The 22,474-nt window shown below is 60.8% G+C and carries 25 protein-coding genes; 4 read left to right on the top strand and 21 right to left on the bottom strand.

From position 1 onward, the window contains the following. Window positions 1-78 precede the first annotated feature (78 nt). Window positions 79-780 (top strand): DUF3053 domain-containing protein, encoded by a 702-nt coding sequence (locus tag AC1Z24_RS10155; protein ID WP_483745523.1) that lies wholly within the window; start codon window positions 79-81, stop codon window positions 778-780. Between the two features lie 190 nt (window positions 781-970). On the opposite strand, the gene AC1Z24_RS10150 is transcribed toward AC1Z24_RS10155, so the two are convergent. Continuing rightward, the gene (locus AC1Z24_RS10150; protein WP_483745522.1) at window positions 971-1,897 is read right to left on the bottom strand and encodes a Gfo/Idh/MocA family protein; all 927 of its coding nucleotides are present in this window, start codon (window positions 1,895-1,897) and stop codon (window positions 971-973) included. A gap of 287 nt (window positions 1,898-2,184) precedes the next feature. On the opposite strand from AC1Z24_RS10150, the gene AC1Z24_RS10145 reads away from it, so the two are divergent. Together AC1Z24_RS10145 and AC1Z24_RS10140 are read left to right on the top strand one after the other, a co-directional pair. After that, a complete protein-coding gene (locus AC1Z24_RS10145; RefSeq protein WP_483746587.1) occupies window positions 2,185-3,576 on the top strand; it encodes an ATPase domain-containing protein in 1,392 nt (463 codons plus the stop codon). 82 nt (window positions 3,577-3,658) lie between these two features. After that, window positions 3,659-4,021 (top strand): response regulator, encoded by a 363-nt coding sequence (locus AC1Z24_RS10140; RefSeq protein ID WP_483745521.1) that lies wholly within the window; start codon window positions 3,659-3,661, stop codon window positions 4,019-4,021. A 71-nt stretch (window positions 4,022-4,092) separates the two neighbouring features. On the opposite strand, the gene AC1Z24_RS10135 is transcribed toward AC1Z24_RS10140, so the two are convergent. The 18 genes from AC1Z24_RS10135 to AC1Z24_RS10050 form a co-directional block, all read right to left on the bottom strand. Then, window positions 4,093-5,193: an XAC2610-related protein gene (locus tag AC1Z24_RS10135; protein ID WP_483745520.1), complete on the bottom strand. Its 1,101-nt coding sequence runs from the start codon at window positions 5,191-5,193 to the stop codon at window positions 4,093-4,095. 439 nt (window positions 5,194-5,632) lie between these two features. Beyond that, window positions 5,633-5,878 carry a DUF2274 domain-containing protein gene (locus tag AC1Z24_RS10130; protein WP_483745519.1) on the bottom strand — a complete coding sequence of 82 codons (246 nt, stop codon included), beginning with the start codon at window positions 5,876-5,878 and terminating at the stop codon, window positions 5,633-5,635. Beyond that, window positions 5,875-7,155 carry a TraB/TrbI/VirB10 family type IV secretion system protein gene (locus AC1Z24_RS10125; RefSeq protein ID WP_483745518.1) on the bottom strand — a complete coding sequence of 427 codons (1,281 nt, stop codon included), beginning with the start codon at window positions 7,153-7,155 and terminating at the stop codon, window positions 5,875-5,877. Before AC1Z24_RS10125 ends, AC1Z24_RS10130 begins: the two co-directional genes overlap by 4 nt. Window positions 7,156-7,157: 2 nt before the next feature. Further along, on the bottom strand, window positions 7,158-8,147 hold the full coding sequence (trbG, locus tag AC1Z24_RS10120) for a P-type conjugative transfer protein TrbG (RefSeq protein ID WP_483745517.1): 990 nt from the start codon (window positions 8,145-8,147) through the stop codon (window positions 7,158-7,160). Then, window positions 8,144-8,848, bottom strand: a complete 705-nt coding sequence (gene trbF / locus AC1Z24_RS10115) for a conjugal transfer protein TrbF (protein WP_483745516.1) — start codon at window positions 8,846-8,848, stop codon at window positions 8,144-8,146. Before trbF ends, trbG begins: the two co-directional genes overlap by 4 nt. 12 nt (window positions 8,849-8,860) lie before the next feature. Beyond that, on the bottom strand, window positions 8,861-10,249 hold the full coding sequence (gene trbL / locus AC1Z24_RS10110; protein ID WP_483745515.1) for a P-type conjugative transfer protein TrbL: 1,389 nt from the start codon (window positions 10,247-10,249) through the stop codon (window positions 8,861-8,863). Continuing rightward, window positions 10,246-10,539, bottom strand: a complete 294-nt coding sequence (locus AC1Z24_RS10105) for an EexN family lipoprotein (RefSeq protein ID WP_483745514.1) — start codon at window positions 10,537-10,539, stop codon at window positions 10,246-10,248. The genes trbL and AC1Z24_RS10105 overlap by 4 nt, the downstream gene beginning before the upstream one ends. Before the next feature lie 11 nt (window positions 10,540-10,550). Further along, the gene (gene trbJ, locus AC1Z24_RS10100) at window positions 10,551-11,279 is read right to left on the bottom strand and encodes a P-type conjugative transfer protein TrbJ (protein WP_483745513.1); all 729 of its coding nucleotides are present in this window, start codon (window positions 11,277-11,279) and stop codon (window positions 10,551-10,553) included. Continuing rightward, window positions 11,276-13,726, bottom strand: a complete 2,451-nt coding sequence (trbE, locus tag AC1Z24_RS10095; RefSeq protein WP_483745512.1) for a conjugal transfer protein TrbE — start codon at window positions 13,724-13,726, stop codon at window positions 11,276-11,278. The genes trbJ and trbE overlap by 4 nt, the downstream gene beginning before the upstream one ends. Before the next feature lie 15 nt (window positions 13,727-13,741). Beyond that, window positions 13,742-14,011 (bottom strand): VirB3 family type IV secretion system protein, encoded by a 270-nt coding sequence (locus AC1Z24_RS10090; protein ID WP_483745511.1) that lies wholly within the window; start codon window positions 14,009-14,011, stop codon window positions 13,742-13,744. Beyond that, on the bottom strand, window positions 14,008-14,391 hold the full coding sequence (locus AC1Z24_RS10085) for a TrbC/VirB2 family type IV secretion system protein (protein ID WP_483745510.1): 384 nt from the start codon (window positions 14,389-14,391) through the stop codon (window positions 14,008-14,010). Before AC1Z24_RS10085 ends, AC1Z24_RS10090 begins: the two co-directional genes overlap by 4 nt. Next, window positions 14,388-15,425 (bottom strand): P-type conjugative transfer ATPase TrbB, encoded by a 1,038-nt coding sequence (trbB, locus tag AC1Z24_RS10080; protein WP_483745509.1) that lies wholly within the window; start codon window positions 15,423-15,425, stop codon window positions 14,388-14,390. The genes AC1Z24_RS10085 and trbB overlap by 4 nt, the downstream gene beginning before the upstream one ends. Next, a complete protein-coding gene (locus AC1Z24_RS10075; RefSeq protein ID WP_483745508.1) occupies window positions 15,422-15,886 on the bottom strand; it encodes a CopG family transcriptional regulator in 465 nt (154 codons plus the stop codon). Before AC1Z24_RS10075 ends, trbB begins: the two co-directional genes overlap by 4 nt. Next, entirely contained in the window at window positions 15,883-17,892 is a 2,010-nt protein-coding gene (locus AC1Z24_RS10070) for a conjugal transfer protein TraG (protein WP_483745507.1), read from the bottom strand. Before AC1Z24_RS10070 ends, AC1Z24_RS10075 begins: the two co-directional genes overlap by 4 nt. Before the next feature lie 218 nt (window positions 17,893-18,110). Then, window positions 18,111-18,359, bottom strand: a complete 249-nt coding sequence (locus AC1Z24_RS10065; protein WP_483745506.1) for an EexN family lipoprotein — start codon at window positions 18,357-18,359, stop codon at window positions 18,111-18,113. Beyond that, a complete protein-coding gene (locus tag AC1Z24_RS10060) occupies window positions 18,356-19,300 on the bottom strand; it encodes a LysR family transcriptional regulator (protein ID WP_483745505.1) in 945 nt (314 codons plus the stop codon). The genes AC1Z24_RS10065 and AC1Z24_RS10060 overlap by 4 nt, the downstream gene beginning before the upstream one ends. 143 nt (window positions 19,301-19,443) lie before the next feature. Next, window positions 19,444-20,067, bottom strand: coding sequence for a DsbA family oxidoreductase (locus AC1Z24_RS10055; RefSeq protein ID WP_483745504.1), 624 nt, complete (start codon window positions 20,065-20,067; stop codon window positions 19,444-19,446). Between the two features lie 154 nt (window positions 20,068-20,221). Further along, window positions 20,222-20,839, bottom strand: a complete 618-nt coding sequence (locus AC1Z24_RS10050) for an FMN-dependent NADH-azoreductase (RefSeq protein ID WP_483745503.1) — start codon at window positions 20,837-20,839, stop codon at window positions 20,222-20,224. A 110-nt stretch (window positions 20,840-20,949) separates the two neighbouring features. Here AC1Z24_RS10050 and AC1Z24_RS10045 point away from each other — a divergent pair, with 110 nt between their 5' ends. After that, the gene (locus AC1Z24_RS10045; protein WP_483745502.1) at window positions 20,950-21,342 is read left to right on the top strand and encodes a winged helix-turn-helix transcriptional regulator; all 393 of its coding nucleotides are present in this window, start codon (window positions 20,950-20,952) and stop codon (window positions 21,340-21,342) included. A 50-nt stretch (window positions 21,343-21,392) separates the two neighbouring features. Here AC1Z24_RS10045 and AC1Z24_RS10040 read toward each other — a convergent pair whose 3' ends face one another. Then, window positions 21,393-22,028 carry an NAD(P)-dependent oxidoreductase gene (locus tag AC1Z24_RS10040; RefSeq protein ID WP_483745501.1) on the bottom strand — a complete coding sequence of 212 codons (636 nt, stop codon included), beginning with the start codon at window positions 22,026-22,028 and terminating at the stop codon, window positions 21,393-21,395. Further along, entirely contained in the window at window positions 22,025-22,366 is a 342-nt protein-coding gene (locus AC1Z24_RS10035) for an NAD(P)H-dependent oxidoreductase (RefSeq protein WP_483745500.1), read from the bottom strand. The genes AC1Z24_RS10040 and AC1Z24_RS10035 overlap by 4 nt, the downstream gene beginning before the upstream one ends. Between the last annotated feature and the right edge of the window lie 108 nt (window positions 22,367-22,474).

The raw sequence follows: 22,474 nt of genomic DNA, 5'->3' as shown, positions 1-22,474 counted from the left end.
CTCACGCTTTAAGCCTGCGCACCCTGGGCAGGGGCGATCTGTGCCTGTCGTTATCGTCGTACTCTGGAGATTACTTACATGAAGTTCATGATTCGCCCTCACCTGCTGCTGGTCTTGGCTCTTCCATTAGTACTGGCCGCATGCGGTAACAAGGAGCCGGAACAGCGCGCTGCCTTCTCGCAGTTTCTGCAGACCCGCATCATCGACAAACCTGGCGTACGGGTGCCCAAACTGACGCCGGAAGAAGCCAAGTCGTTCGGTGATTACGCCACTCAATACGCGGTCATTACTGACTTCAATACCGGTATGGATAACTCGGTGAAGCCCCTCAACGGCCTTATTCAAAAAGGTGCCGTGCGCTCGCTCAATGACGTGATCGCCCATCGCGACGACTTCAAGCAGATCCAGGCCGGCCTCAATGATATGGGCACGCAGCTCACCACAGAGCAGGCCAAGGCCGACGCCGCCCATGCCCAGCTCAAGCAGCCGGATGACCTGAAAGTGGTGTACGACAAGGCCTATGAGAAGACCGTGAGCCTGCCGGCCAACACCTTCAAGGAGATCCTGCCGCAGATCAACAGCACCTTCGATAGCAGCCTGAAAATTGCTGACTATGTGACTGCGCATAAAGACAAGATCGAGATCAATGGCGCAATCGTCAAAGTCAGCGATCCGAAAGTGCAAACCGAGTTGAACACGCTGCTGCAGGACCTCACCGTCCAGGCCAAGAATGTGCAGCAGGCACAAACGCGCCTGCAGACGGTCATGCTCGGTCGCTGATCGACGCTCATGAAAACGCCGGAACCCGTTTCCGGCGTTTTTTTTGAGTGCAGGTGGTGAATGCCCGGTGTTGCGGTGACCAGCATGTGTCAGGCGGTTTGCGCTCGAGATGCAATTGCGCAGGAGCAACTTCAGCCGCGAGATTGCCCTTCCGGCTTAAGCCAGTCCTGCAAAAGATGTGTTGCCACAATCAATCGTAAAACGCCTCAACCAACGTCCGGCTGCCGACAAAAAAACTGTCTGCCACCAGCCGCAGTGGTTGCAGGTCCAGGTCGCTGGCCTTGTCGCCAATCAACTGCTGAAAATGCCGGTACACCGCCGCGTATTCGCCCTCCTCCGACACCGCCTGAGCCACGCCGTCGATACTTAGCAGCGCACCGCCGTTGTCCAGACGCAGGACGCCTTCGGTACACCGAATCTCGATGCTCCAAAGCTCGTCATGGCCGTGGTCAAAATCGAACTCCGCACGCACATCGAGTTGCTGCGCGTCCGACATCTTGATGCTGGCGGCGATGGGCGACTGGCAGTTGTCCGGCACGCGCAGCTCGGCGGATTCGACGAATAGCGGCAGCGCCAACAGATGGGTGACGATGGACAAGGCATTGATGCCCGGATCGAAGACGCCCAGGCCACCGGGCTGCCAGATCCAGGTCTGGCCGGGGTGCCATTTGCGCACATCTTCCTTCCAGTCGATCTGCACGCTTTGCAGGGTGCGAGTGGCCAGCCAGCTTCGAGCGACTTCGATACCCGGTGCATAACGCGAATGCCAGGCAAACAGGCCGCTGACACCCTGCGCCTCAACCTGGCTGACCAAGGCCATCGCCTCGCCCAGGGTGGCGCACGGCGGTTTCTCTACCAATACGTGCTTACCGGCGGCCAGGGCCTGCTGTACCAGGGCGAAACGGCCTTGCGGCGGCGTGCAGAAGGCAATCGCATCAACCGCAGGGCCATTTGCCAGCAGCTCACCCAGGGACGTGAAGTTCTCCACCCCGGCGCAGGGCTGCCCCTGAGTGGCAACGGCTACCAGCTGGAACGCGGGGTTGGCGCGGATAGCGGGAACGTGTTGGTCCTGGGCGATCTTGCCGTAGCCCACCAGACCGAGACGAATCGGTTGCATCAATGTCTCCTGAGTTTTTTGTATTTATGTCGGGACATCAAACTAGACGTAAATCACTGGAAAGAGAAATAGCGCTTCCTGATTTTTTAAAATCCATCTGACGATAAAGGCGCAGATGGGTCGATAGTGCGGAACTTACTTGCCGTTAAACGCTCTGGTCTGGTGCATGCCTCAATCCTTGACGCCGCTTGGAAAACGCCGGTAAACCGGCAACAATACAAGGCCGTACCTTTTTGCGAAGAAGCTCGCACCTTTACACGCGCCGGTCAGCACCGGCAGAGGGCTTAATTTTGGATCAGCTCAAGCGCCTTCATAGTGGCATCGAAGGACTGGATACACTACTCAAAGGCGGACTCGTTGCTGGCGCCTCTTACATCATTCAAGGTCGTCCGGGATCAGGCAAAACCATTCTGGCGAATCAACTCGGTTTCAACCATGTAAAGAATGGTGGCCACGTTCTGTTCGCCACGCTGCTGGCCGAACCCCATGATCGTTTATTCGAATTCATGTCGACACTGAGCTTTTTCGACAAAAACGAAATTGGCGCAAAGATCCAGTTTGTCAGTGCCTTCGACACCCTGGAAAACGAAGGGCTGGACGAAGTCGTAAAGTTGCTGCGCCGAGAGATCAGCCGGCATAAATCCACGGTGATGATTCTTGACGGGTTGCTGAATGCGCGCTCGAAGGCAGAGTCACCGCTGGATACCAAGAAGTTCATCTCTGAGCTACAAGGCCACGCCGCTTTTGCCGGTTGTACCGTGCTTCTCTTGACCAGCTCGCAGCTTGATGACGGCAGCCCCGAGCACACCATGGTCGATGGCGTTATCGAGCTGGGTGAGGAGTCCATTGGCCCGCGCACGGTGCGCCGTATCAAACTGCGCAAGACCCGTGGCAGCGGTGCGATTTCCGGCATCCACGAGTTCGAGATCACCTCCAATGGCATCACCGTCTATCCCCGGATAGAAAGCGTGCACGTCCAGCCATCCCACGAAGATAACGAAGACATCACCCGCCTGAGCAGCGGTATCAAGACCCTGGATGGCTTGATCGGCGGTGGCTTGGCGGACTCGTCCATTACGCTGGTGTATGGGCCGTCGGGCGTGGGAAAAACCTGTTTTGGCCTGCAGTTCCTCAGCGCCTCCACCGTTGAAGAACCAGGTCTGCATTTCGGCTTTTATGAGTCGCCCCAAAGGCTGAGACTCAAAGCCAGTTTCATGGGCCATGATTTCAAGGCACTGGAGTCCAGCGGGGCGCTGCATCTGTCCTGGCACCCTTCTACCGCAGGGCTTATCGACAAGCTGGCATACGAACTGCTGGCGACGGTCGACCGCTATCAGATCAAGCGGGTGTTCATCGACAGCCTGGGTGGCATGACCCGCGTGGCGGCGGATAAAACCCGGGTACTGGATATGTTTACCGCGTTGATGGGTGAACTGCGCTCGCGTGGCGTTACCGTTATCGCGTCCTGGGAGATGGAAACCATTTTCGGCGGCAATATCGATGCCCCGGCACCGGATCTGTCCAGCCTTGTCGATAACCTGCTGCTGGTCCGGTTTGCCCGTGAAGGATCTGAACTTAAGCGACAGCTCTCCATTCTCAAGATACGAGACAGCGCATACGACCCTTCCCTTCTGGAGGTTGTCATTGGCGAATCCGGGCTAGACGTGAAAAAGGTCTGAAGATGTCATCGGTACCCAGGTCCACACCACCGTTACCGTGGTCATCGCCGGTTGTGAAAGTGCTCCCTCGAGCGAGCGCTTTATGACGACCGTATTGATAGTTGATGACGAGTATCTGATCGCCGATATTTTGAGCTTTGCGCTTGAAGAGGAGGGCTATCTCACTGTGACCGCCGGTAACCCGCTCAAGGCGCTGGAGATCATTGATCGTGAACGCCCCGACCTGATCATTACCGACTTCATGATGCCGAGCATGACCGGCGTAGAGTTCGCCGAAGCCGTCAGGCTGCGCCCCGGCCACAGCCGGACGGCCATGGTGCTGATGAGCGGTGCCCAGGCGCATATGGGCGTGGAACGCAGTGACCTGTTTATCGATGTGCTGCAAAAGCCTTTCGATATCGACGAGGTGATCCGCAAGGTGCGAGGCATCGTCAGCCCTGATTGATCCCAGTCTCGTAAATCTCATTTCAACTCAGATGCTTGCGCCATGCTTGATTAAGGCCAGCACGCTGACGCTTACTGCGCAATAGCTTTAAGTGCCGCAGCTACATCATTGAGCGAGCCCTGGGCTGGTTCCGGCAGCAATTTCAGCTCGGTCACCTTGCCACGTATCACCACCTGCATGCTTTTCGGCGCCCCCTTACTGTCGCCCAGGATGCGATAGGTGGTGTCGCCACGGACAAAACTCAGGGTGTGCCCGGCGCTGTCATAGTCGAACTGTTCGACATCGGACTCGGGGTAGACCAGGCTCACTTCGCTCTTGCCATCGACTGCGGCGTAATAGACCGAGTCGCTGGTTGCGGGAGTAAAAAGGACAATCTTCTTGCCCGACGGCGCCAGTTTGAACGCCAGCAGTATCTTGCGCTGCTCATCGTCCTCCCAGAGGGTGCGATTGGTTTCTACCATTTTGCCGTTTTTGTTCTGCGAGCGAGATTCCTCGATCAAACCTGAAGGTGAGGTCTGGTCGATCACGGTATGGGTTTCTTCATAGGGCTCACCGTTGCGGATACTGTAGGTGGCCATTTCATGCAGGCAGCAGCCATCCTTGGTCATGACGCTCAATTGCCGGGTCTTGGTGTCGATGCCGAACATCCCGCAATAGTTCTGGGCCAGATCGGTAAAGGAATCACTGTGGGTGAAGCCGTCTTTGCTGCCAATGAACACCTGAAAGGATGGGCCGTGATAGCAGCTGTTCTGGCCGTCCATCAGGGCCAGATCCTTGATGCCGTCGAAGTTGAAGTCCTCGTAGATCAGCACGCTTTGCTCGCCGTAGGGCAGCTCATGGACATTGGCCTTGACCTCATCGGTCTTGGGGTTGGTATCGAGCACCATTTCGTCAGACTGCACCTGGATCAACACCGCGCCGCTTTTCTGGTCGTAGACTTTGATGATGCCGGGGCGAAATACATCGTCGTCACTGGAGACTTCCAGGGTTGCCCGGTACTTGTCGGAAAACGTCTGCAGGCTGTAAGTAGTTTTGGCGGCCGCTTCGAACTTTGCCGAGTCCATTTCCCCGTAGGTATCAGGCTGCGGCGCGGCCGAGGCCAGCAACGGGAATATCACGCCGAACAGCACTGCGGTATGGCTCAATAGCCGTTTAATGATCGAACCTGGCACGACATAACTCCTGATTTTTTTTGCCCAGTATATTGATTTCTGATGTTCCCTTGTGGGACCGGCTTTAGCCGGGAAGGCGTCGGTATGATCGGTGCATTTTTATAGCCTGCGACATTGTCTTCCCGGCTAACGCCGGTCCCACATAGGTTGTGCGATCCAGCCCAATAAAAAATTGCCTGTGTCAAGCGTTTTAACTGAATGCAGGTCGCATCAGAAGGCTATACAGGACAACGAGTTAGACCGGATTGATGTTGCTTTCAGGGCTTCCGGCTTTACGGGCTAGGAGCCACATAGGAGCATCGCGGTAGAAAGCCTCATCGCGTCATGGCGGGCAGTAAAGCAACCGTCGAGGCATTATCTCATTCCCTCTTCGCCGCTGAAAGCGAACGCGCAGCCCTTGGGCTGCGCGTCGGTCACGCGGCCGATGGTCGATGTGTCGTCAGCCAGGTTTCGGGGGCGGGGCCTTGGCCCCGCCGCTTTTCCTGAATCCCCGATCTCCCGCCATGAACGCCTCAAGCATGTGAGGGATCAGTGTGGTTGTATCGACCACCTCGCCGTAGGTCTGCGCGTGCAGCGCGGCGTAGCGGTCGAGATCGGTCTTGAGGCTGGCCGGGCAAGCGAAGGTCAGCTTGACGCTCTCGGTTTTGGGTAACGGGCCCAGTCGCAGCTTGCGCGTCGTGCTCATCGTGAAGTCCCCCGGTTGAAGAACAACGGTTGGTAGGGCCGCAACACAAGGTCGCGGTTGACGATGATGCGCACCGGCAGGCCTGGCCGCTCTGTCAGTGTCGGCTGGATGTTGAGATTGCGCCGGGTCATCTCCTGTCCAGCCTGGTTCACGCTGTCCTGTAGGCTGTCGCGGCCGGCGATGATGACGCGATCGCCGCCTTGCCGATTCTCCGGCGCGGCTAGCTCGGCACCGACTCCCAGTAGCGTCGTCAGTGCCGCGCCAGCGAAGATGCGATCCCAATGCCAATCGACGCCGTCCTCCAGTCCTGCATAGCCGGCCGGGTCGGCGCCGGCCAGATTGTCCAGCGTCAGCGAGGACGTGTCCGGCAGAATGACCCTGTTCCACACCACCTGCACGCGGCTCTGCCCGTAAGCGACCTGACTGTTGTATTTGCCGAAGATTCGCGACCCCTGCGGTATCAGCAGATAACGGCCGGTCGCCGTGTCATAGACAGGCTCCGTCACTGTGCCGATCACGTCGCCCGGCAGGTCGGACTTGATGCCCGTTACGAGCGCTGCCGCGATCACCGTGCCAGCCATCACCTGGTACGGCGAAGTCGGCATTTGCAGATTGCCGGAATTACGTGTTTCCGTAGTTCCGGCTTTCTGGAACGCTTCCTTCTGTTCTTGCCGGTTCTGCACGGCGGTCGGGTCTGCGGGCTGGGCGGCCGTCGAGGCCGGGCCAGCGGCCTGCGGATCGAAGCCGGTCAAGCCCGATTTCGGGCCGGCAGCGGCCACCGGCGCACTAGCGGCGGCGCGTTGATTACTGGAGCGGAAGAATACCGATGATCCCGCTGCCGCTTCGGCTTCCTTGCGCCGTGCGTCACGCTCGGCGGCGCCCGGGTCTTGGCCGGGCGGCGAGTATTGGGCCACGGCCGGCTGCTGAGACTTTACGATGGCCGGCCCGAGGTCGCCGGGCAACGGCGGCCCCAGCTCTGGCACCTTGGGCGGCAGCTTGGAGTAATCGGCGGGAAGCTGGTCCAGTCCATCGGAGCGCGAGACGCGATCGACGTTGTAAAGCTCGGCAGGCTCATTGCCGCCGCGCCGATGCGTCGGCTGCAACGACCACATCGTGGCGCCCAGTACGGCTACGCCGAGGCCGCCGGTCAGCAGCGCCAGCGTTCGCCGATTCAAGCGCGTCACCGGGCGCGGCTGCGCCCGCAGCGCTACGTTCTCGGGCGCGACCTTCGGCGCAGCGTCGGGAATCGGTACATCCGGGGTTTCGTCCTGGCTCATGGTCATTTCCCCCGCGTGCCATCCGTGCGCTCGATGCGCACCACGTCGCCCTTGTCACCGCCCAGGCGCAGTTCGGCCGCGCCGAACAGCCGATCCACGATGTAGTACGGCGAACGGAAGCGGTAGTTCACGAGTTGCCCATCGCCCTGAGCGCCGATTACGAACAAGGGAGGTAGCTCGCCCTGGGCGATGCCCGGTGGAAACTGGATATAGACTTTCTCACCGTCGTCGAAAGCGCGTAGCGGTTTCCATGAAGGATTGCTGCCGCTGACCGCGTAGCGGAAGCGGATCTTCTCCAACGCCAGGCCGGTATCGACCGGCGCGGTCGCCTGCGCGGCCTGCGACTGGCGCTGCAAGGCCAACATTCGGTCTTTCGGGTAGTCCCAGGACACCGATGCCATCCACGCTTTTTCCGTCGAAGTCAGTTCCAGCAGGTATGTCCTGCGGTTCGTGGTGACGACCAGATTAGTCTTGAGGCCCGACCGGGTGGGCTTCACCAGCACGTTGACTCGCAGCTCGGCGCCGGCGCCGCTAGACGTATCGCCGACAATCCAGCGCACGGTATCTCCGGCGGCGACCGTCACCAGCTCCTCGCCCGGCTGGAGCGATACGACGGTGACGCGTCCCGGCGCGGCATAGACCTGGTACAGCGCGCCATCGGTGAAAGGCCACACCTGAATCGCGTTGACATAGCCCTCGCGGGTCGGGGCCATGCGCGCCTCGGCGTTGGCACGCGAGACGCGCACGGCCTCGTCAGCCGGCTCGGGCGTGGACTTGGCTTCGTCCACGTCAGGCAGAGGCTTCATCTGGGCCGGCATCGGCAGCACCTTCGGCACCTCAACCACTTCCACCGGCTTCGGCGGTTCTGGCAACGGTTGCGCCTGCACCGGCTCATCGAGCGAAATATGCGGCGGCGGCTTGCCCTGCGAGGCGCAGCCCGAGAGGGCTATCAAGGTCAGCACGAAAGCGTAAAAGCGGAAAGACTGGTTCATGGCTTGGCTCCTTCGGACGCATCGAGTTCGCGGCTCCACGACAAGCCATTGACGTAGATGCCCAGCGGGTTTTTGCGCAGGCGTTGCTCGGTGCGCGGGGTTTGCAGGACGATGGAAATTACGGCGTTCCAGCGTTGGGTGCCCGCCGGTGCGCCGTTGACGAAACGCTGCTCAGTCCAGCGCACGTTGAAAGACGAATCGCTGGCGCGAACGACGCTGGTGATTTGCACCGTCACCGACTCCTTGCCGACTCGTGCGAACGGGTCGTTCGTGTGCGCGTAGTCGTTGAGTACCGCTGCGCCGCGGTCAGTGGTGTAGTCGTAAGCATCCAGCCAGTTCTGCCGTACCACGATGGGATCAATCGACAGTGAACGAACCAGCGTGATGAAGTGCGCCAAGTGGTAGGCGACCTGAGCATCTGCTGGCCGGTACGGCGTGGCGACCTCGCCGATCGCGCGTACCTGTCCGGTCTTGTCTACTTCCACCACGTAGGGCGTGACGATGGACTGCGCCGAGCGCCAAACTAGGCCGCCCGCCATCAAGAGCGCCAGCGCGAGGCAACCGAAGGCCATCAGCCGCCAGTTCTGCGCCTGCACGCGGGTCGAGCCGATGCGCTCGTCCCATACCTGCGCGGCGGCTTGATACGGAGTGGCAGGTTGCGGCGTATCGGCGTAGCGCACCTGCGGTCGTTTGAATCGCATGGCTGGTTCTCCTCAAGAATCGGAATCGGTAAGGCTTGGCCCGCTACCCGAGCCGCCGCCGTCCCCGCCGCGCAGCGTGTGTGCGGCAGAGGTCGCAGCATGGGATATCTGCTGGCGGCGATGCAGCCGCTTGGCCCAGGCGGGTTGTTGTGTGTTAGCGCTATTCGCGGTGGCTTCGCCTGCGGCGGTCGGGCCTGACGCAGTAGCACTGGCCGCTGCGCTGCCACCACCGGACGCCGTGCCTGCGCTGTCCGAGCCGAAGGCGGCGGCTGCGCGCTGCCCGATCGAGCGCGCGCCAGCGGCGGCCTTCTGGCCGACCGCCTGCGCGCCGGTCTTGGCAACGTTGCCCAGGCCCGCCATCGCGCCTTTCGCGCCACCGCCGGCAGCGGCGGAACCGGCCTGAAACGCCGACCGTGCGCTGCCCGCGGTCGAGGCAGCGGCACGGGCGCCGCTGCCGATGGCGCTGGCGGCAGCTGGGACCATACGCGCTCCAGCCACTACAGCACTACCGACGCCGGTAGCGGCAGCGCCGACCGCGACGGCGGTTCCTGCGGCGCCCAAGGCGGCGCCAGCCATCGCGCCAGCACCGAGCTGCGGGCCGCCTGAAACGAGCCCGGTGGCGATGCCTGGCCCGAAGATGCCCAGCGCGAGCATTGCCAACGACGCCAGCATCACCACCAGCGCATGGTCTATGGAAGGCTCGCCCGGCGTGGTCGGGAACTCTGCGAACAACCCCGTACCGATGCCGACGATGACGGCCAGCACCAATACCTTGATACCCGACGACACGACGTTACCGAGCACTTTTTCAGCGAGGAACGCGGTCTTGTTCCAAAGCGCGAACGGCACCAACACGAAGCCGGCGAGCGTGGTCAGCTTGAACTCGATCAGCGTGACGAAGAGCTGCACCGCCAGCACGAAGAAGCAGAGGATGACGATGAACCAGGCGAGGAACATCACGACGATGGGTGCGATGTTGACGAACACTTCGGGAAAGCCTGCCATCTCGCTTATCTGTTGAAGGATCGGCGCCGCCGCGTCAATGCCGGACTTAGCGAGGTGTCCCGGTTGCAGGAACGTTGCCATGCTCACGGTCGAGCCGGACGCTGTCAGACCCAAGCCGGCGAACGAGCGGAACACGATGCTGGCCAGCATGTTGAAATTGCCGATGATGTAGGCGAAGGCACCGACGTAGAGCACCTTGCGAATGAGCTTCGCCATCACGTCGTCGCCCTGGCCGGTCGCATGGCCAAGCGCCCAATACAACCCGGCAAGCGTCATGTCGATCGCCACCAGCGTCGCGGTCAGGAACGCGACTTCACCGCGCAGCAGGCCGAAGCCAGAGTCGATGTAGGTAGAAAAAACGTTGAGGAAGTGGTCAATGATGGAAACGTCGTTCATGGCCGTTCCTCCGTCGGTGTGCTGGGGCCGTCGAAGCTGGCCGGGATCGGCGGCAGGTCAGCCAGCGTTTGGTATTCACCCGGCCCGGTCTGACCGGAGAGGAAACGGCGCAGATCGGCTTGGTCCACTCGCGCGCAGAAAACGTCGTCGTGTTCGCCACGGTGGCACTGCGCACGCAGCGCGTGCAGCCGCGCCGGATCAGCGGCCAGCGCATCGACCGACAATGCCTGTGGCCGGTTGCAGCCGGCCAGCAGGCACGCGAAGGCGAACAGGATGGGCGCGCGTTTCATGGCTATGCCCGTCAGTTGCCGTAGAAGCTGACCGACTGCGGCGTGTACGCCGTGCCGGTGCCGAGGAAGCGTCGCGTCACCTCACGGCCACGTTCGACAGCGGCGGCCTGACGTGCCAGTTCCAACGCCGCTGCGCGTCCCTGTGTGAGTTGGAGCTGCTGGCCCTGAATAGATTGCTTTGCCTGCAACGCCAGGAGCTGGTTGGTCGCTTGCATTGCTTGCAATGCGCCCGTCGCAGACTGGCTTTGACCGACAAGGTCTGTCAGTACGCTTTGGTCGTCGGTCACGTTCTGCGACACCTGCGCCTGCATCTGCATCGCGGTCTGCAAGCCGTTGAGCGTGTTCTGCCAACGCTGGTGCGCGTCCTGGTACATCTGATTGCCGCTCACGGTCGCGGCGTACTGCTGCGGGTACAACTGCGCGAACTGCTGATCCATGCTCTGCACCTGGAACGCCAGCCCCTGGGCTTGCGTGATGAGTTGCTGGGTGCTCGCCAGCGTCGAGCGCAGCCGGTTGACCACGTTGAACGGCAGGCTCGCCAGGTTGCGCCCCTGATTTATCAGCGACTGCGCCTGGTTTTGGAGTTGTTGAATCTGGTTGTTGATCTGCTCCAGCGTGCGAACCGCAGTCAGCGTGTTCTGCACGAGGTTGGTCGGATCGACGACGACCCACTGCGCGTGCGCAACTGGCATGACACCGATCAACGCGGCAACAGCGAGTGTGAGAAGGCGAATCTTCATGGCGAAACCTCCAGAGGTTGACGAGCAAGGAAAGACGCGGCGGATGGTGCGGACGGCAGCAGGTCGGCCGCCCAATCAAGGCCGCGATGACGCAGCCAGGCGCCGGCAAAGCCCGGTGCGCCGGCATCGGTAAGCACGCGATCGATGGCGCGCTGGTCCTGGGGCGTCGAGGCGCCCGCGAACGCGAGCGTGACCGCCCCCAAGTCGAGGTCGAACAGGCGATTTCCTACACGGGATTGGTAGTAGTAATCGCGCTTGGGCTGCGCGGTGGCGACGATCTCGATCTGGCGGCTGTTGAGGCCGAAGCCTTCGTAGATGGTGCGAATCTGCGGCTCGGTGGCTTGCGGGTTCGGCAGGAAAATGCGGCTCGCGCAACTCTCGATGATCGCGGGCGCGATGCTCGAATCCTTGATGTCCGCGAGCGACTGCGTGGCGAAGATGACGCTGACGTTCTTCTTGCGCAGCGTCTTGAGCCACTGGCGGATGCGGGCGGCGAATACCGGGTCGTCAAGGAACAGCCAGGATTCATCGAGGATCAGTAGGGTCGGGGCACCGTCGAACCGCTCATCGAAGCGCGCGAACAGGTAGCCCAGCACGGCCAGCACCGCAGCCTTGCTGTGCATCAGCTCCTCCATCTCGAAGCACTGCACGTCGGCCGTGCCGAGCCGGTCGTGATCGGCATCGAGCAGCTTGCCGTGCGCGCCGCCGAGCACATAGGGCGCGAGCGCCTGGCGCAGTGCGTTCGACTGCAACAGCACCGACAACCCCGTGAGCGTGCGCTGTTCGATCGGCGCGCCGGCGAGACTCCCGAGCGCCGACCAGATGGCCGCCTTCTCGTCGGGGCCGACAGCGACGCCTTCGTGCGTCAGGCGACCTTCGACCCACTCGGCGGCCCAGGTGCGATAGCCCTCCCGGTCGATACGCGCGAGCGGCTGGAAGGCGATCGCGCCATCAGCACCGAGGTCGTAGTATTCGCCGCCCAAGCCCAGCGCCGTCGCTCGCATGGAGCGACCCATGTCGAACGCGAAGATGCGCGAGCCGGGATAGCGGCGGAACTGCATAGCCAGCGTGGCGAGCAACACGGATTTGCCCATGCCCGTCGGACCGGCGATCAGCGTGTGGCCTACGTCGCCGATGTGCGTCACCAGCCGGAACGGCGTGGCGCCTTCGGTGCGGGTGACGATCAGTGGCGGGCCGTCGAGATGCTCGTTCTTCTCCGGGCCGGCCCACACCGCCGACAGCGGCATCAGGTGCGCGAGGTTCAGCGTTGAGACGATGGGCTGGCGCACATTGGCGTAAGCGTTGCCTGGCACCGACGACAGCCACGCCTCCACAGAGTTGAGAGTTTCTGGAATGGTCACGAACCCCCGGCCCTGGATGACACGCTCGACCCTGCGCAGCTTTTCGTCGGCTGTGTCGGCATCGCTATCGAGCACCGTCACGGTTGCGGTGACGAAGCCGAAGGCAACTTGATCGCTTCCCAGCTCCTGCATGGCGGCATCTGCATCGGCCGACTTGTTGCTGGCGTCGGTATCGACCAGCGGCGATTCCTGCTGGAAGATCGTTTCGCGCAGCAAAGCCAGAACATTCTTACGCTTGGCGAACCACTGCCTGCGCAAGCGGCCCAGCTCCTTCTCGGCCTCGACTTTGTCAAGGCAGAGAAAGCGCGTGCTCCAGCGGTAGGCGAAGCCCAGCCGATTGAGGTCGTCCAAAATCCCAGGCCAGGTCGAGGTCGGAAAACCGCGTACCGCGACGACGCGCAAGTGCTGGTCCCCCAGCATCGGCGCGAGGCCACCGATCAGCGGCATGTCGGCCAGCAGTGCATCAAGATGGAACGGCACATCCGGCACGCCGATGCGGTAGCGCCGCGTCGAGACGGTCGCGTGTAGGTAGGTCAGCGTTTCAGCGTCATCGAGCCATTCGATCTCCGGCATCACGCCATCGAGCAGGTCGAAGACGCGGCCCGTTTCCGCGACGAACGCGGTCATGCGTTCGCGCCAGTCCACGCCGGCGGTCGGCGTGTTCTCGTACAGCAGCTTGGCTGCGCGGGCGCGCGATTCCTCCGGCGGCAGGTATTGCAGCGTGAGGTGGTAGCCACTCTCGAAGTGGTGGCCGAATTCCTCGAACGTCGCGCGCCGCTCCTCGTCAACCAGCCACGACAACGGTTCAGGGAAATCGGAGTGCGGATAGTCCGCTGCCGGCCGGCGCTCGGCTTCGACGAACAGCGCCCAGCCGGCACCGAGCCGGCGCAGCGCGTTGTTCAGGCGTGCGGTCGTGGCGATCAGCTCGCCTTGCGTCGCACTATCGAGATCAGGGCCACGGAATCGCAGCGTGCGCTGGAAACTGCCGTCCTTGTTCAAGACGACACCCGGCGCGATTAGGCCGGCCCACGGCAGCCAGTCCGCGAGCAGCGCGGGACGACGGCGGTATTCAGCGAGGTTGAGCATCTTGGCGTCCTCCCGTCACACGTCCAACAGTGGCTTGTGCCGGAGGTGCCTGGCGAACACCTGCATGAACTGGGCATCCACGCGCGCGCCCCACACGGCAAGCGAATGACCAACGATCCAGAGTGCGACCCCGGGAATCCAGAGTTGCAGGCCCAGCCCGACAGCACCGGCCAGCGTGCCGATAGCAATGGCCACGGTGCGCGGCGCACCGCCCATCAAGATCGGCTCGGTCAGTGAGCGATGCAGCGGCACCTCGAAGCCTGGAAGATCATTGGCCGTGCTCATACAACCGCCCCGCCGGAGAAACTAAAGAACGACAGGAAGAAGCTCGATGCGGCGAACGCGATGGACAAGCCGAAAACGATCTGGATGAGCTTGCGAAAGCCTCCGCTGGTATCGCCGAAGGCTAGTGCCAGGCCGGTAGAAATGATGATGATGACGGCAATGATCTTTGAGACTGGCCCCTGGATGGAGTCGAGGATGGATTGCAGCGGCGTTTCCCAAGGCATCGACGAACCTGATGCCTTTGCCGTGCCGGCCATCATCAGCATGACGGCGGCGAGCAGCAGGCCGTGATGCGCGGGGCCTGCCAGGCGCCGCAGGCGCGCCAGGATTGAGGCCGGATTTACGGAAATACGGAAGGCTTGGGCGTGCATCTGTGTCATGGCAGTTCTCCAGGGTGGTTAGGGGACAGGGAAGAAAGCGGCAGCTCTGGAAGCGGTGGCTCCAGCGCATCCGCGAGGCGATAGCCGACGCCGTCGAAGCCAAGGACGCGGGCGATGCTTTCGATGCGGCGGTGCCGGCCACGGCCGGCGATGTGGATGACAACGTTGACGGCCTCGGCGACGAGCGCACGCGGCGGATTCACGGCCACTTCGAGAATCAGTTGCTCCACGCGCAGCAGCGCGCCCAGCGCAGAGCCGGCGTGGATGGTGGCGATGCCGCCTGGATGGCCGGTGCCCCACACCTTGATGAGATCCAGCGCCTCGCCGCCGCGCACCTCACCGACGATCACGCGGTCGGGGCGCAGCCGCATCGTGGCGCGCACCAGCTCGGTCATCGACACGACGCCGGCACGCGTGCGCAGCGGCACGTGGTCGCGTGCCGTGCATTGCAGTTCGATCGTGTCTTCGAGCACCAACACGCGGTCGCCCGTGGCGGCGATTTCCGCGAGCAAGGCATTGGCGAGCGTGGTCTTGCCGGTGCTTGTGCCGCCAGCGATCAAAATGTTCTGCCGCTCGCGCACTGCCCCGCGCAAGAACTCGGCTTGTTCGACCGTCATCATCCCGTCGGAGACATAGCGCTCCAGCGGGATGACGCCCACGGCGCGCTTGCGTAGCGCGAAGGCTGGCCCCGGCGCCGCTGGCGGCAGAATGCCCTCGAAGCGTTCGCCAGTTTCCGGTAACTCGGCGCTCAAAAGCGGCTGGCCGCGATGGACTTCTGCGCCGACATGCGCGGCGACCAAACGAATGATGCGTTCGCCGTCTTCCTCGGACAGATCCGCCCCCATCGGCGCGCGGCCAGAAGACAGGCGATCGACCCAGAGTGTGCGGTCGGGGTTGAGCATGATTTCCACCACATCCGGGTCTTCGAGCGCGGCGGCGATCAGCGGCCCCATCGCCGTGCGCAGCATGCGAATGCGCCGGTCGAGCGAGGTGGCGGCGGAGGACTGCCCGACAGTCGAGGGGATGGCGCTCATGAGGCACGCTCCTGGGCCTCGGCCACTGCCGCCGCCGCGTCCAAGTGAGCGGTGTCGGGATGCAGCTCCTCCACCACGTCGCGCACCAGACTGCGTCCGCGCATCAGGTGACGACCGAGTTGTTCGACGAACTGCTCGAAGCGCGCTTTGCCTTGCGCGCGCGCTGCGTCTTGATGGGCTTCAGGAACCGGTGTGCTGACCGTCAGGAAGTAGCGGACAAACAGCGCCAGCGTTTCGATCTCGATGTTCTGGTCGCGCTCCAGCCTCTCGAACTGGCGCGACAGTCGATCAAGGCGCTTGGCGATGGCCGCCTCACGCTGGTCGCCCGCGTCCGGCGACAGCCAGGACGCCAGCGCCGCCGCGACGACGGACGACTTGGACACGCCTTTCTTGGCGGCGAGCTCGTCGAGTCGCTTGGCGTGCTCGTGCGGAATGAACAGGTTGAGGCGGTATTGGCTCATAGCTCGATTCCGTCGTGTTGGTCGAGGGACGCCAACCGGGCCGTGCGCTGCATGGCCGGGTCGAGCTGGCGAGGAAGGGGTAGCGGCAAGTCGTCGTCGTCGAGCAGCGCCAGATCGTTGGTCGCTGGCTCCTGTTCGGGGAGGTATTCGGTGACCTCGGATAGCTCCGGCTGTCGGCGCGGCCCGCCGTCGTCGGCAGCGGCTGCGGCTGCGCTGTCGGTCAAGTCCACCGATGCGGTAGAAGCGGCAGGTACGACAGGGATAGCCAAGCCGCTCCAGTCGTCAGGACGGAGCGGCGGCGCATCGGAGTAGCGCCCGGCTGCGAGCGTGGGCGGCGGTAACACGCGCTGCTTGAAATTGGCGTCGGCGTAGTAGCGCAACTTCTTAGCCTTGATCGGCGCAAGGCTGGACACCATCACCACGGCGTCGTCCGGCGGGAGTTGCATCACTTCGCCGGGCGTGAGCAGCGGACGTGCTGTCTCCTGCCGCGACACCATCAAGTGGCCCAGCCAAGGTGCGAGCCGGTGGCCAGCATAGTTGCGTTGAGCACGCAGTTCGGTGGCCGTGCCGAGCGTTTCGGAGATGCGCTTGGCGGTGCGTTCGTCGTTTGTAGCGAACGTCACGCGCACATGGCAGTTATCGAGGATGGAATGGTTCTGCCCGTAGGCTTTGTCGATCTGGTTGAGCGACTGCGCGATGAGGAAGCTGCGGATGCCATAGCCGGCCATGAACGCCAGCGCCGTCTCGAAGAAGTCGAGCCGGCCCAGCGCTGGAAACTCGTCGAGCATCAACAGCAGCTTGTGGCGACGGGCGATGCCGTCGCTGCCATCAAGTGATTCGGTCAGGCGGCGGCCTATCTGGTTGAGGATCAGGCGCACTAGCGGCTTGGTGCGGCTGATGTCTGACGGGGGCACGACCAGATACAACGAGACGGGATGCTCGGATGCGATTAGATCGGCGATGCGCCAGTCGCAACGCGACGTGACCTCGGCAACCGTCGGATCGCGGTACAAGCCGAGGAACGACATGGCCGTGGACAGCACACCTGAACGCTCGTTGTCGCTCTTGTTGAGCACTTCGCGCGCGGCCGATGCGACAACGGGATGCGGCGTATCGCCGAGATGCCGGGTCGTCATCATCCGATGCAGCGTCAGCTCGAACGGGCACGCCGGATCGGACAGGAAGTTCGCGACGCCGCGCAGTGTCTTGTCGGTTCCTGCATAGAGCACATGCAGGATGGCGCCGACTAGGAGCGCGTGCGAAGTCTTCTCCCAATGGTTGCGGCGCTCCAGAGCACCTTCGGGATCAACAAGGATGTCGGCGATGTTTTGTACATCGCGCACCTCATGTGCGCCGCGCCGGACTTCCAGCAGCGGGTTGTAGGCCGCAGACTTCGGATCGGTGGGATTGAACAGCAAGCAGTGCGAGAAGCGAGAGCGCCATCCGGCGGTGATCTGCCAGTTCTCACCCTTGATGTCGTGAATGACGGCGGAGTCTGGCCAGCTCAACAGCGTGGGAACCACGAGGCCGACGCCCTTGCCGGATCGCGTCGGTGCGAAGGTCAGGACGTGCTCCGGGCCTTCGTGCCGCAGGTATTGGTCGTCATGCCGACCAAGGAAGACGCCTGCAGGCTGGGTTAGTCCCGCTTTTCGAATATCAGCGGCGTCGGCCCAGCGCGCCGAACCGTAGGTCGTCACCAGTTTCGATTGCCGCGAGCGCCACACGGACATAGCGATGGCGACCACGACAGCCACCAAGCCGCTGCCGCCCGCAATCGCGCCGCCGGTGTCGAAGACCCGGGGCGCATAGGCATCGAAGAAGAACCACCACTCGAACAACCGCCACGGGTGATAGACCGGCGTGCCAAAGAAATCGAACCAGGGCGAGCCTAGGCGTAGCTGATAACCCAAGGCTGCGGCCGTCCATTGTGTGGCGATCCACACACCGGCGATAACGATGCCGAAGACGACACTGACCTGCCCGAACAACACGCCTTGACCTTGCATCCTGGCCGCCTCTCTCCTGTGCAACAGGCGGCACAAAGGCGTGCCGCACACACGAGGATCGGGGGCAGATCAAGGACGGTCAAAGACCGTTATCAGGACAAAGGTCGACGAAAAAACATGATTGCGCGTAGGAGCGAATGGAAGGCGAACGCCGCAAGAGCGGGCGCATTGCAGCGTATCGAGCGAGAAATTAGAAATTCATGGTCATACACACATGATCAGAACTTAGGCTGCTCCTTCGGCGGCGTGTATGGCGTCTTGCCATCGCCGAAGAAGCGCCGATTTGTTGCCTCGGCCACTCGATTGCAAAGCTCATCACCCAGCTTCGCGCGATCTGTCTTGCATTGTTGGCGCAATTCCTTCAGTCGTTCGGGGTTGGCCGTAAGCGACTCCACCGTTTCGGGTGGCTGGGATTTTCCGCAGGCGGTCAGCGCCACGGCAATTATTAGCAACATGCTTTTGTTCATGACTCTGCGTCCTCCGAAAGATCTGACTGAGGCGGTGCGGAAGGTTTGTGTTCGCTAGGCGGTTCGACAGCACTGACTCTCTCAATGAAACGCGCCAGCGGCTGAGATGTCTCGCCGTCCAGACGCAGCAGATAGGTTGTTAGAATAGGTGCACGGCCGGCCAGCGGACGAGGCACCACGCCCGGTTCGCGGCTGGCAGCTATCTGCGAGGCGCCAGCTAGCCCTAAGGCGAAACCCGCCGATACCAAAGCCATCATTAGGTCGATAGTCGTGACTCGTTCGACAATTAGTGGCTCTTTTTCTACCCGTCGCAGCGCACGATCTATCTGGCGAGCATGCCCCTCAAAGGCCAGAGTATCCCCAAGTACCAACGGATAGTGCAGCACTTCCTCCAAGGGAATACGTTTGTATTTCAAGAGTGGATGGCGAGCAGGCACCGCTACCATTAGCGGATCATCCCAAACGGGTTCCGCGATAATTCCATCGCCAACCTCGTCCGATTGCGCAAACCCTACGTCGTACAAATCGTCATGCAATCCCTTGATTTGCAGCGCAAGCGGAATTTCAGTCAAACGAATTTCGATATCCGGGTCTTGCTCGCGGCACAACGCCAAAAAAGAAGAAAAGCGAGACGGTGTGACCCCATCCGATAAAGCCACCCGCAACTGTCCGTGAAATCCGTTAGCTGCAGACTGCACGCTATCGCGTGCTTGCTGCAACACCGTAAAGACACGCAGGACATGTTCCATGAAAAGCGTTCCCGCCCGCGTCAATCGTGTGCTGCGTGTGGTCCGCACAAAAAGCTGCACGCCCAGCTCTTCTTCAAGCTCTTTAATGGCACGCGATAACGGCGACTGTTCAATATGCAGTTTTTCAGCCGCACGAGCAAAATGCAGCTCGTTGGCGACAGCGAGAAAACAGCGGAGGTGACGTAAGTCCATTCATGTCTGTCCTTATGATCCACTCCATATGCATTGCAGCATAGAGTGGGTTAACAAATATCCCGAATCAATAGCCGAATTTGAAAAAGAAGGAGTTTGCGACTCGTCAGATTATTAATTCACAAAAGAGTGTCATTAACGCTCTAGATCGACTTACTTATGGCTTCAGCGATTTCCTCCTCATCACGACCACCATTTATCGAGATCACATTGCCGAAGACGAAGTGAGGAACCGACCTGATGCCCGCGCCGGAAGCCTTGGCTACTTCCTGCTGTACCGCTATACGCATTTCCGGGTCAGATGCAATTGCAATAGCTTTATCACGAGTGAAGCCGAATACGACGGCGATGTCTGCAAGCACGCTAACATCTGCAATATTGCTCGCAGCGAGGAAGTAAGCCTCGGTAATGGCTACAGCGAGCTCATGTTGCGTACCGAGATCACGCGCGGCAAGTATTAACGCGTGTGCCGCCTGCGTGGGATATGTATAAAGCTGACGGCTCAGGTCTAGAGCCAATCCGGACTTACGTGCCTCGGCTTCGGGGCGTGCAAATGCTTGGCTGACGTCAGCAATCCCATATCGCTTGAATAGCAAATCCGGCAGATACAACCCGTCGGCGGGCATATCCGGTACTAAAAGAACCGGATGGTGACGAATTTTAACTTTGAGGTCTGAAAATCGTTCTTTCAGGACCTTGTCGAGACGATATTGGCCCACTATGCACCAAGGGCAAGTAATCTCTGTGTACAGATCTATATTCAACATCTCGCTTCTCCTATTCTTGATCCGAAGACAGATTCGAAAGGATCGACAATCCGAGATCTCGCTTTTTCCACCCGCCAAACCACTTGGCCAGGGATGCCCTTAAGCCACTACCAGCACCGAGTAGTGCGACCGTCTTCTTGTGCGTTGTCATGATTTAAGCCACCTTCTTCAGGATTGAACGCACAGTCAATTCCGCGCCGGCGATCGCGGCATTCGCCACTTCCGAGTCGAGCACAACCCCTTCGACACGAACCAACTCAACATCACTCAACCCGATGAACCCAAGCAGGTGCAAAAGATAAGGCGTCTGGAAATCAAGCGGCGCGGCGGGGCCCTCGGAAAATATGCCTCCGGCTGTGGTCACGAGGTAGATCTTCTTCCCGGATACCAACCCCTTTGGCCCGGCGCCACCATAGCTAAACGTAATTCCGGGCCAAGTGACATGATCGACCCAAGCTTTCAGCTGTGAAGACAGGCCAAAGTTGATCATTCCAGATCCGATAACTATCACCTCGGAAGCAAGCAACTCGTCTACGAGAGTTTGGGCGATCGCCACCGCCTCGGCTTGTTCAGGAGTACGCGCCGTTGGCGGCACCATACGTCCCTGGATGTAGTCGGAAGAGATGTGCGGCAGTGGATCGGCCGCGAGGTCGCGCACCGTTAGAGCGCCGCCGAGCCGGTCATGAAGTCCCTGCGCAATTTCAGTTGCAAGGCGGGTCGATAGGCTTTCTGCCCCTCGTGGGCTGGAGGTAATCAGCAGGATATGGTTCATCAATACTCCTTGGTGTATTTTAGAAACAAAGGACTGGATTGCGCTTTTAGTTCCTAAAACATACTCAGGATGGTATGGTTACTGTCTAAATTCCACAAGAAGGCACATGAATGTCATCCAGTCACACAAATGTTCCCGATGCACCACCGGAGGCCAACGATGGTGGCTGTCGCGCTACGCGTGAAATCTTGAGTCGCATCGGCGACAAGTGGAGCTTGTATGTGCTGGCGATGTTGTCCTCTGGCACAAAACGCTTCAGTGAATTGAAGCGCGGCGTGGATGGCATTTCTCAACGAATGCTGACCCTGACGCTAAGAGGCTTAGAGCGCGATGGCATAGTTACCAGGACGGTTTTTCCTACCATTCCTCCCCGCGTGGATTACGAGCTCACTCCATTGGGAACGACTCTGCTAGGGCCGGTGATGGGCCTAATGCACTGGGCAAATGACAATCAGCTCGCTATCAGCCGTGCGCAAATACTCTTTGATGCAAGAGTATCTTGAAGAAGCAAAGCAACTTCCGTGTCGCGCACGAGACGACGACACGGGTGAGTTCAGTTTGATATGACCGGAGCGCGGCGCCTCCATTGATCATCTCTGAGTTGGTCGATCAGGAACTCCGCCAGCACTTCGCGTGACAGAGAAAAAAGCCGTAGTCCAGGTGTCCCCAGCGGCCCCGCAACAGGCGGCCCGACGTACGGCTTGTCAGAGAGCATCGGTAGCCGCACGATGGTCCAGTCCAGACGGCTGAAGCTGATCGTCTCGGCAAAGCCGACGATATCCCTATAGGCGGGTGCCACCAGCAATCGGATCATCGATACGGCCAGCCAGAATGACAGAACGAATTTGTCGTCTTTCTGCTGGAACGCAGGTGTCGCCGTTGCCACCAGGCGACGGACGCCATGTCGCTCCATGGCGCTGACGATCATTTTAAATCCATCCGTCAGTGGCGTTCCGCTCGCGCCCTTGGTGGGGCCTAGCACGCTCAAGACCGCGTCCTGCCCCGCGATGGCAGTGTCGATTGCTGTGGCGTCATTGAGTTCGCCTTGGACGATCTTAAGGCGTGCATCAATGATGCCGAGCTTGGCCGGATTCCGAGCGTAGACAGTTACGTCATGCCCGTGCTTGAGCGCTGAACGGACCGTTAGCAGTCCGGCGGCGCCTGTCGCGCCAAAGATCAGAACCTTCATGCCGCGATCCTTGCTTCGCTCATCGTCGCCTGTTCGATGGCCATTGCAAGGCCATCTTCGCCGCGTCCGACACTCATGAGCACCGACTCATTGAATATGACCGGCGTTGGGGCCATCGCCACCGCCTTGGCTTGTTCAGGAGTGCCGGCCGTGGGCGGCGCCATACGTCCCTGGATGTAGTCGGAAGAGATGTGCGGCAGTGGATCGGCCGCGAGGTCACGCACCGTTAGAGCGCCGCCGAGCCGGTCATGAAGTCCCTGCGCAATTTCAGTTGCAAGGCGGGTCGATAGGCTTTCTGCCCCTCGTGGGCTGGAGGTAATCAGCAGGATATGGTTCATCAATACTCCTTGGTGTATTTTAGAAACAAAGGACTGGATTGCGCTTTTAGTTCCTAAAACATACTCAGGATGGTATGGTTACTGTCTAAATTCCACAAGAAGGCACAT

The sequence above is a fragment of the Pseudomonas sp. JL23 genome (assembly GCF_056933585.1).
Note: the sequence above shows the minus strand (reverse complement) of the source record. Positions and strands in the feature narration are given on the sequence as shown.

What these genes read in the sequence shown, in the direction of transcription:
- AC1Z24_RS10155 (WP_483745523.1), top strand. Translation starts at nt 79, where the DNA reads ATGAAGTTCATGATTCGCCCTCACCTGCTGCTGGTCTTGGCTCTTCCA.
- AC1Z24_RS10150 (WP_483745522.1), bottom strand. Translation starts at nt 1,897, where the DNA reads ATGCAACCGATTCGTCTCGGTCTGGTGGGCTACGGCAAGATCGCCCAG.
- AC1Z24_RS10140 (WP_483745521.1), top strand. Translation starts at nt 3,659, where the DNA reads ATGACGACCGTATTGATAGTTGATGACGAGTATCTGATCGCCGATATT.
- AC1Z24_RS10130 (WP_483745519.1), bottom strand. Translation starts at nt 5,878, where the DNA reads ATGAGCACGACGCGCAAGCTGCGACTGGGCCCGTTACCCAAAACCGAG.
- AC1Z24_RS10125 (WP_483745518.1), bottom strand. Translation starts at nt 7,155, where the DNA reads ATGAGCCAGGACGAAACCCCGGATGTACCGATTCCCGACGCTGCGCCG.
- trbG (WP_483745517.1), bottom strand. Translation starts at nt 8,147, where the DNA reads ATGAACCAGTCTTTCCGCTTTTACGCTTTCGTGCTGACCTTGATAGCC.
- trbF (WP_483745516.1), bottom strand. Translation starts at nt 8,848, where the DNA reads ATGCGATTCAAACGACCGCAGGTGCGCTACGCCGATACGCCGCAACCT.
- trbL (WP_483745515.1), bottom strand. Translation starts at nt 10,249, where the DNA reads ATGAACGACGTTTCCATCATTGACCACTTCCTCAACGTTTTTTCTACC.
- AC1Z24_RS10105 (WP_483745514.1), bottom strand. Translation starts at nt 10,539, where the DNA reads ATGAAACGCGCGCCCATCCTGTTCGCCTTCGCGTGCCTGCTGGCCGGC.
- trbJ (WP_483745513.1), bottom strand. Translation starts at nt 11,279, where the DNA reads ATGAAGATTCGCCTTCTCACACTCGCTGTTGCCGCGTTGATCGGTGTC.
- trbE (WP_483745512.1), bottom strand. Translation starts at nt 13,726, where the DNA reads ATGCTCAACCTCGCTGAATACCGCCGTCGTCCCGCGCTGCTCGCGGAC.
- AC1Z24_RS10090 (WP_483745511.1), bottom strand. Translation starts at nt 14,011, where the DNA reads ATGAGCACGGCCAATGATCTTCCAGGCTTCGAGGTGCCGCTGCATCGC.
- AC1Z24_RS10085 (WP_483745510.1), bottom strand. Translation starts at nt 14,391, where the DNA reads ATGACACAGATGCACGCCCAAGCCTTCCGTATTTCCGTAAATCCGGCC.
- trbB (WP_483745509.1), bottom strand. Translation starts at nt 15,425, where the DNA reads ATGAGCGCCATCCCCTCGACTGTCGGGCAGTCCTCCGCCGCCACCTCG.
- AC1Z24_RS10075 (WP_483745508.1), bottom strand. Translation starts at nt 15,886, where the DNA reads ATGAGCCAATACCGCCTCAACCTGTTCATTCCGCACGAGCACGCCAAG.
- AC1Z24_RS10070 (WP_483745507.1), bottom strand. Translation starts at nt 17,892, where the DNA reads ATGCAAGGTCAAGGCGTGTTGTTCGGGCAGGTCAGTGTCGTCTTCGGC.
- AC1Z24_RS10065 (WP_483745506.1), bottom strand. Translation starts at nt 18,359, where the DNA reads ATGAACAAAAGCATGTTGCTAATAATTGCCGTGGCGCTGACCGCCTGC.
- AC1Z24_RS10060 (WP_483745505.1), bottom strand. Translation starts at nt 19,300, where the DNA reads ATGGACTTACGTCACCTCCGCTGTTTTCTCGCTGTCGCCAACGAGCTG.
- AC1Z24_RS10055 (WP_483745504.1), bottom strand. Translation starts at nt 20,067, where the DNA reads ATGTTGAATATAGATCTGTACACAGAGATTACTTGCCCTTGGTGCATA.
- AC1Z24_RS10050 (WP_483745503.1), bottom strand. Translation starts at nt 20,839, where the DNA reads ATGAACCATATCCTGCTGATTACCTCCAGCCCACGAGGGGCAGAAAGC.
- AC1Z24_RS10045 (WP_483745502.1), top strand. Translation starts at nt 20,950, where the DNA reads ATGTCATCCAGTCACACAAATGTTCCCGATGCACCACCGGAGGCCAAC.
- AC1Z24_RS10040 (WP_483745501.1), bottom strand. Translation starts at nt 22,028, where the DNA reads ATGAAGGTTCTGATCTTTGGCGCGACAGGCGCCGCCGGACTGCTAACG.
- AC1Z24_RS10035 (WP_483745500.1), bottom strand. Translation starts at nt 22,366, where the DNA reads ATGAACCATATCCTGCTGATTACCTCCAGCCCACGAGGGGCAGAAAGC.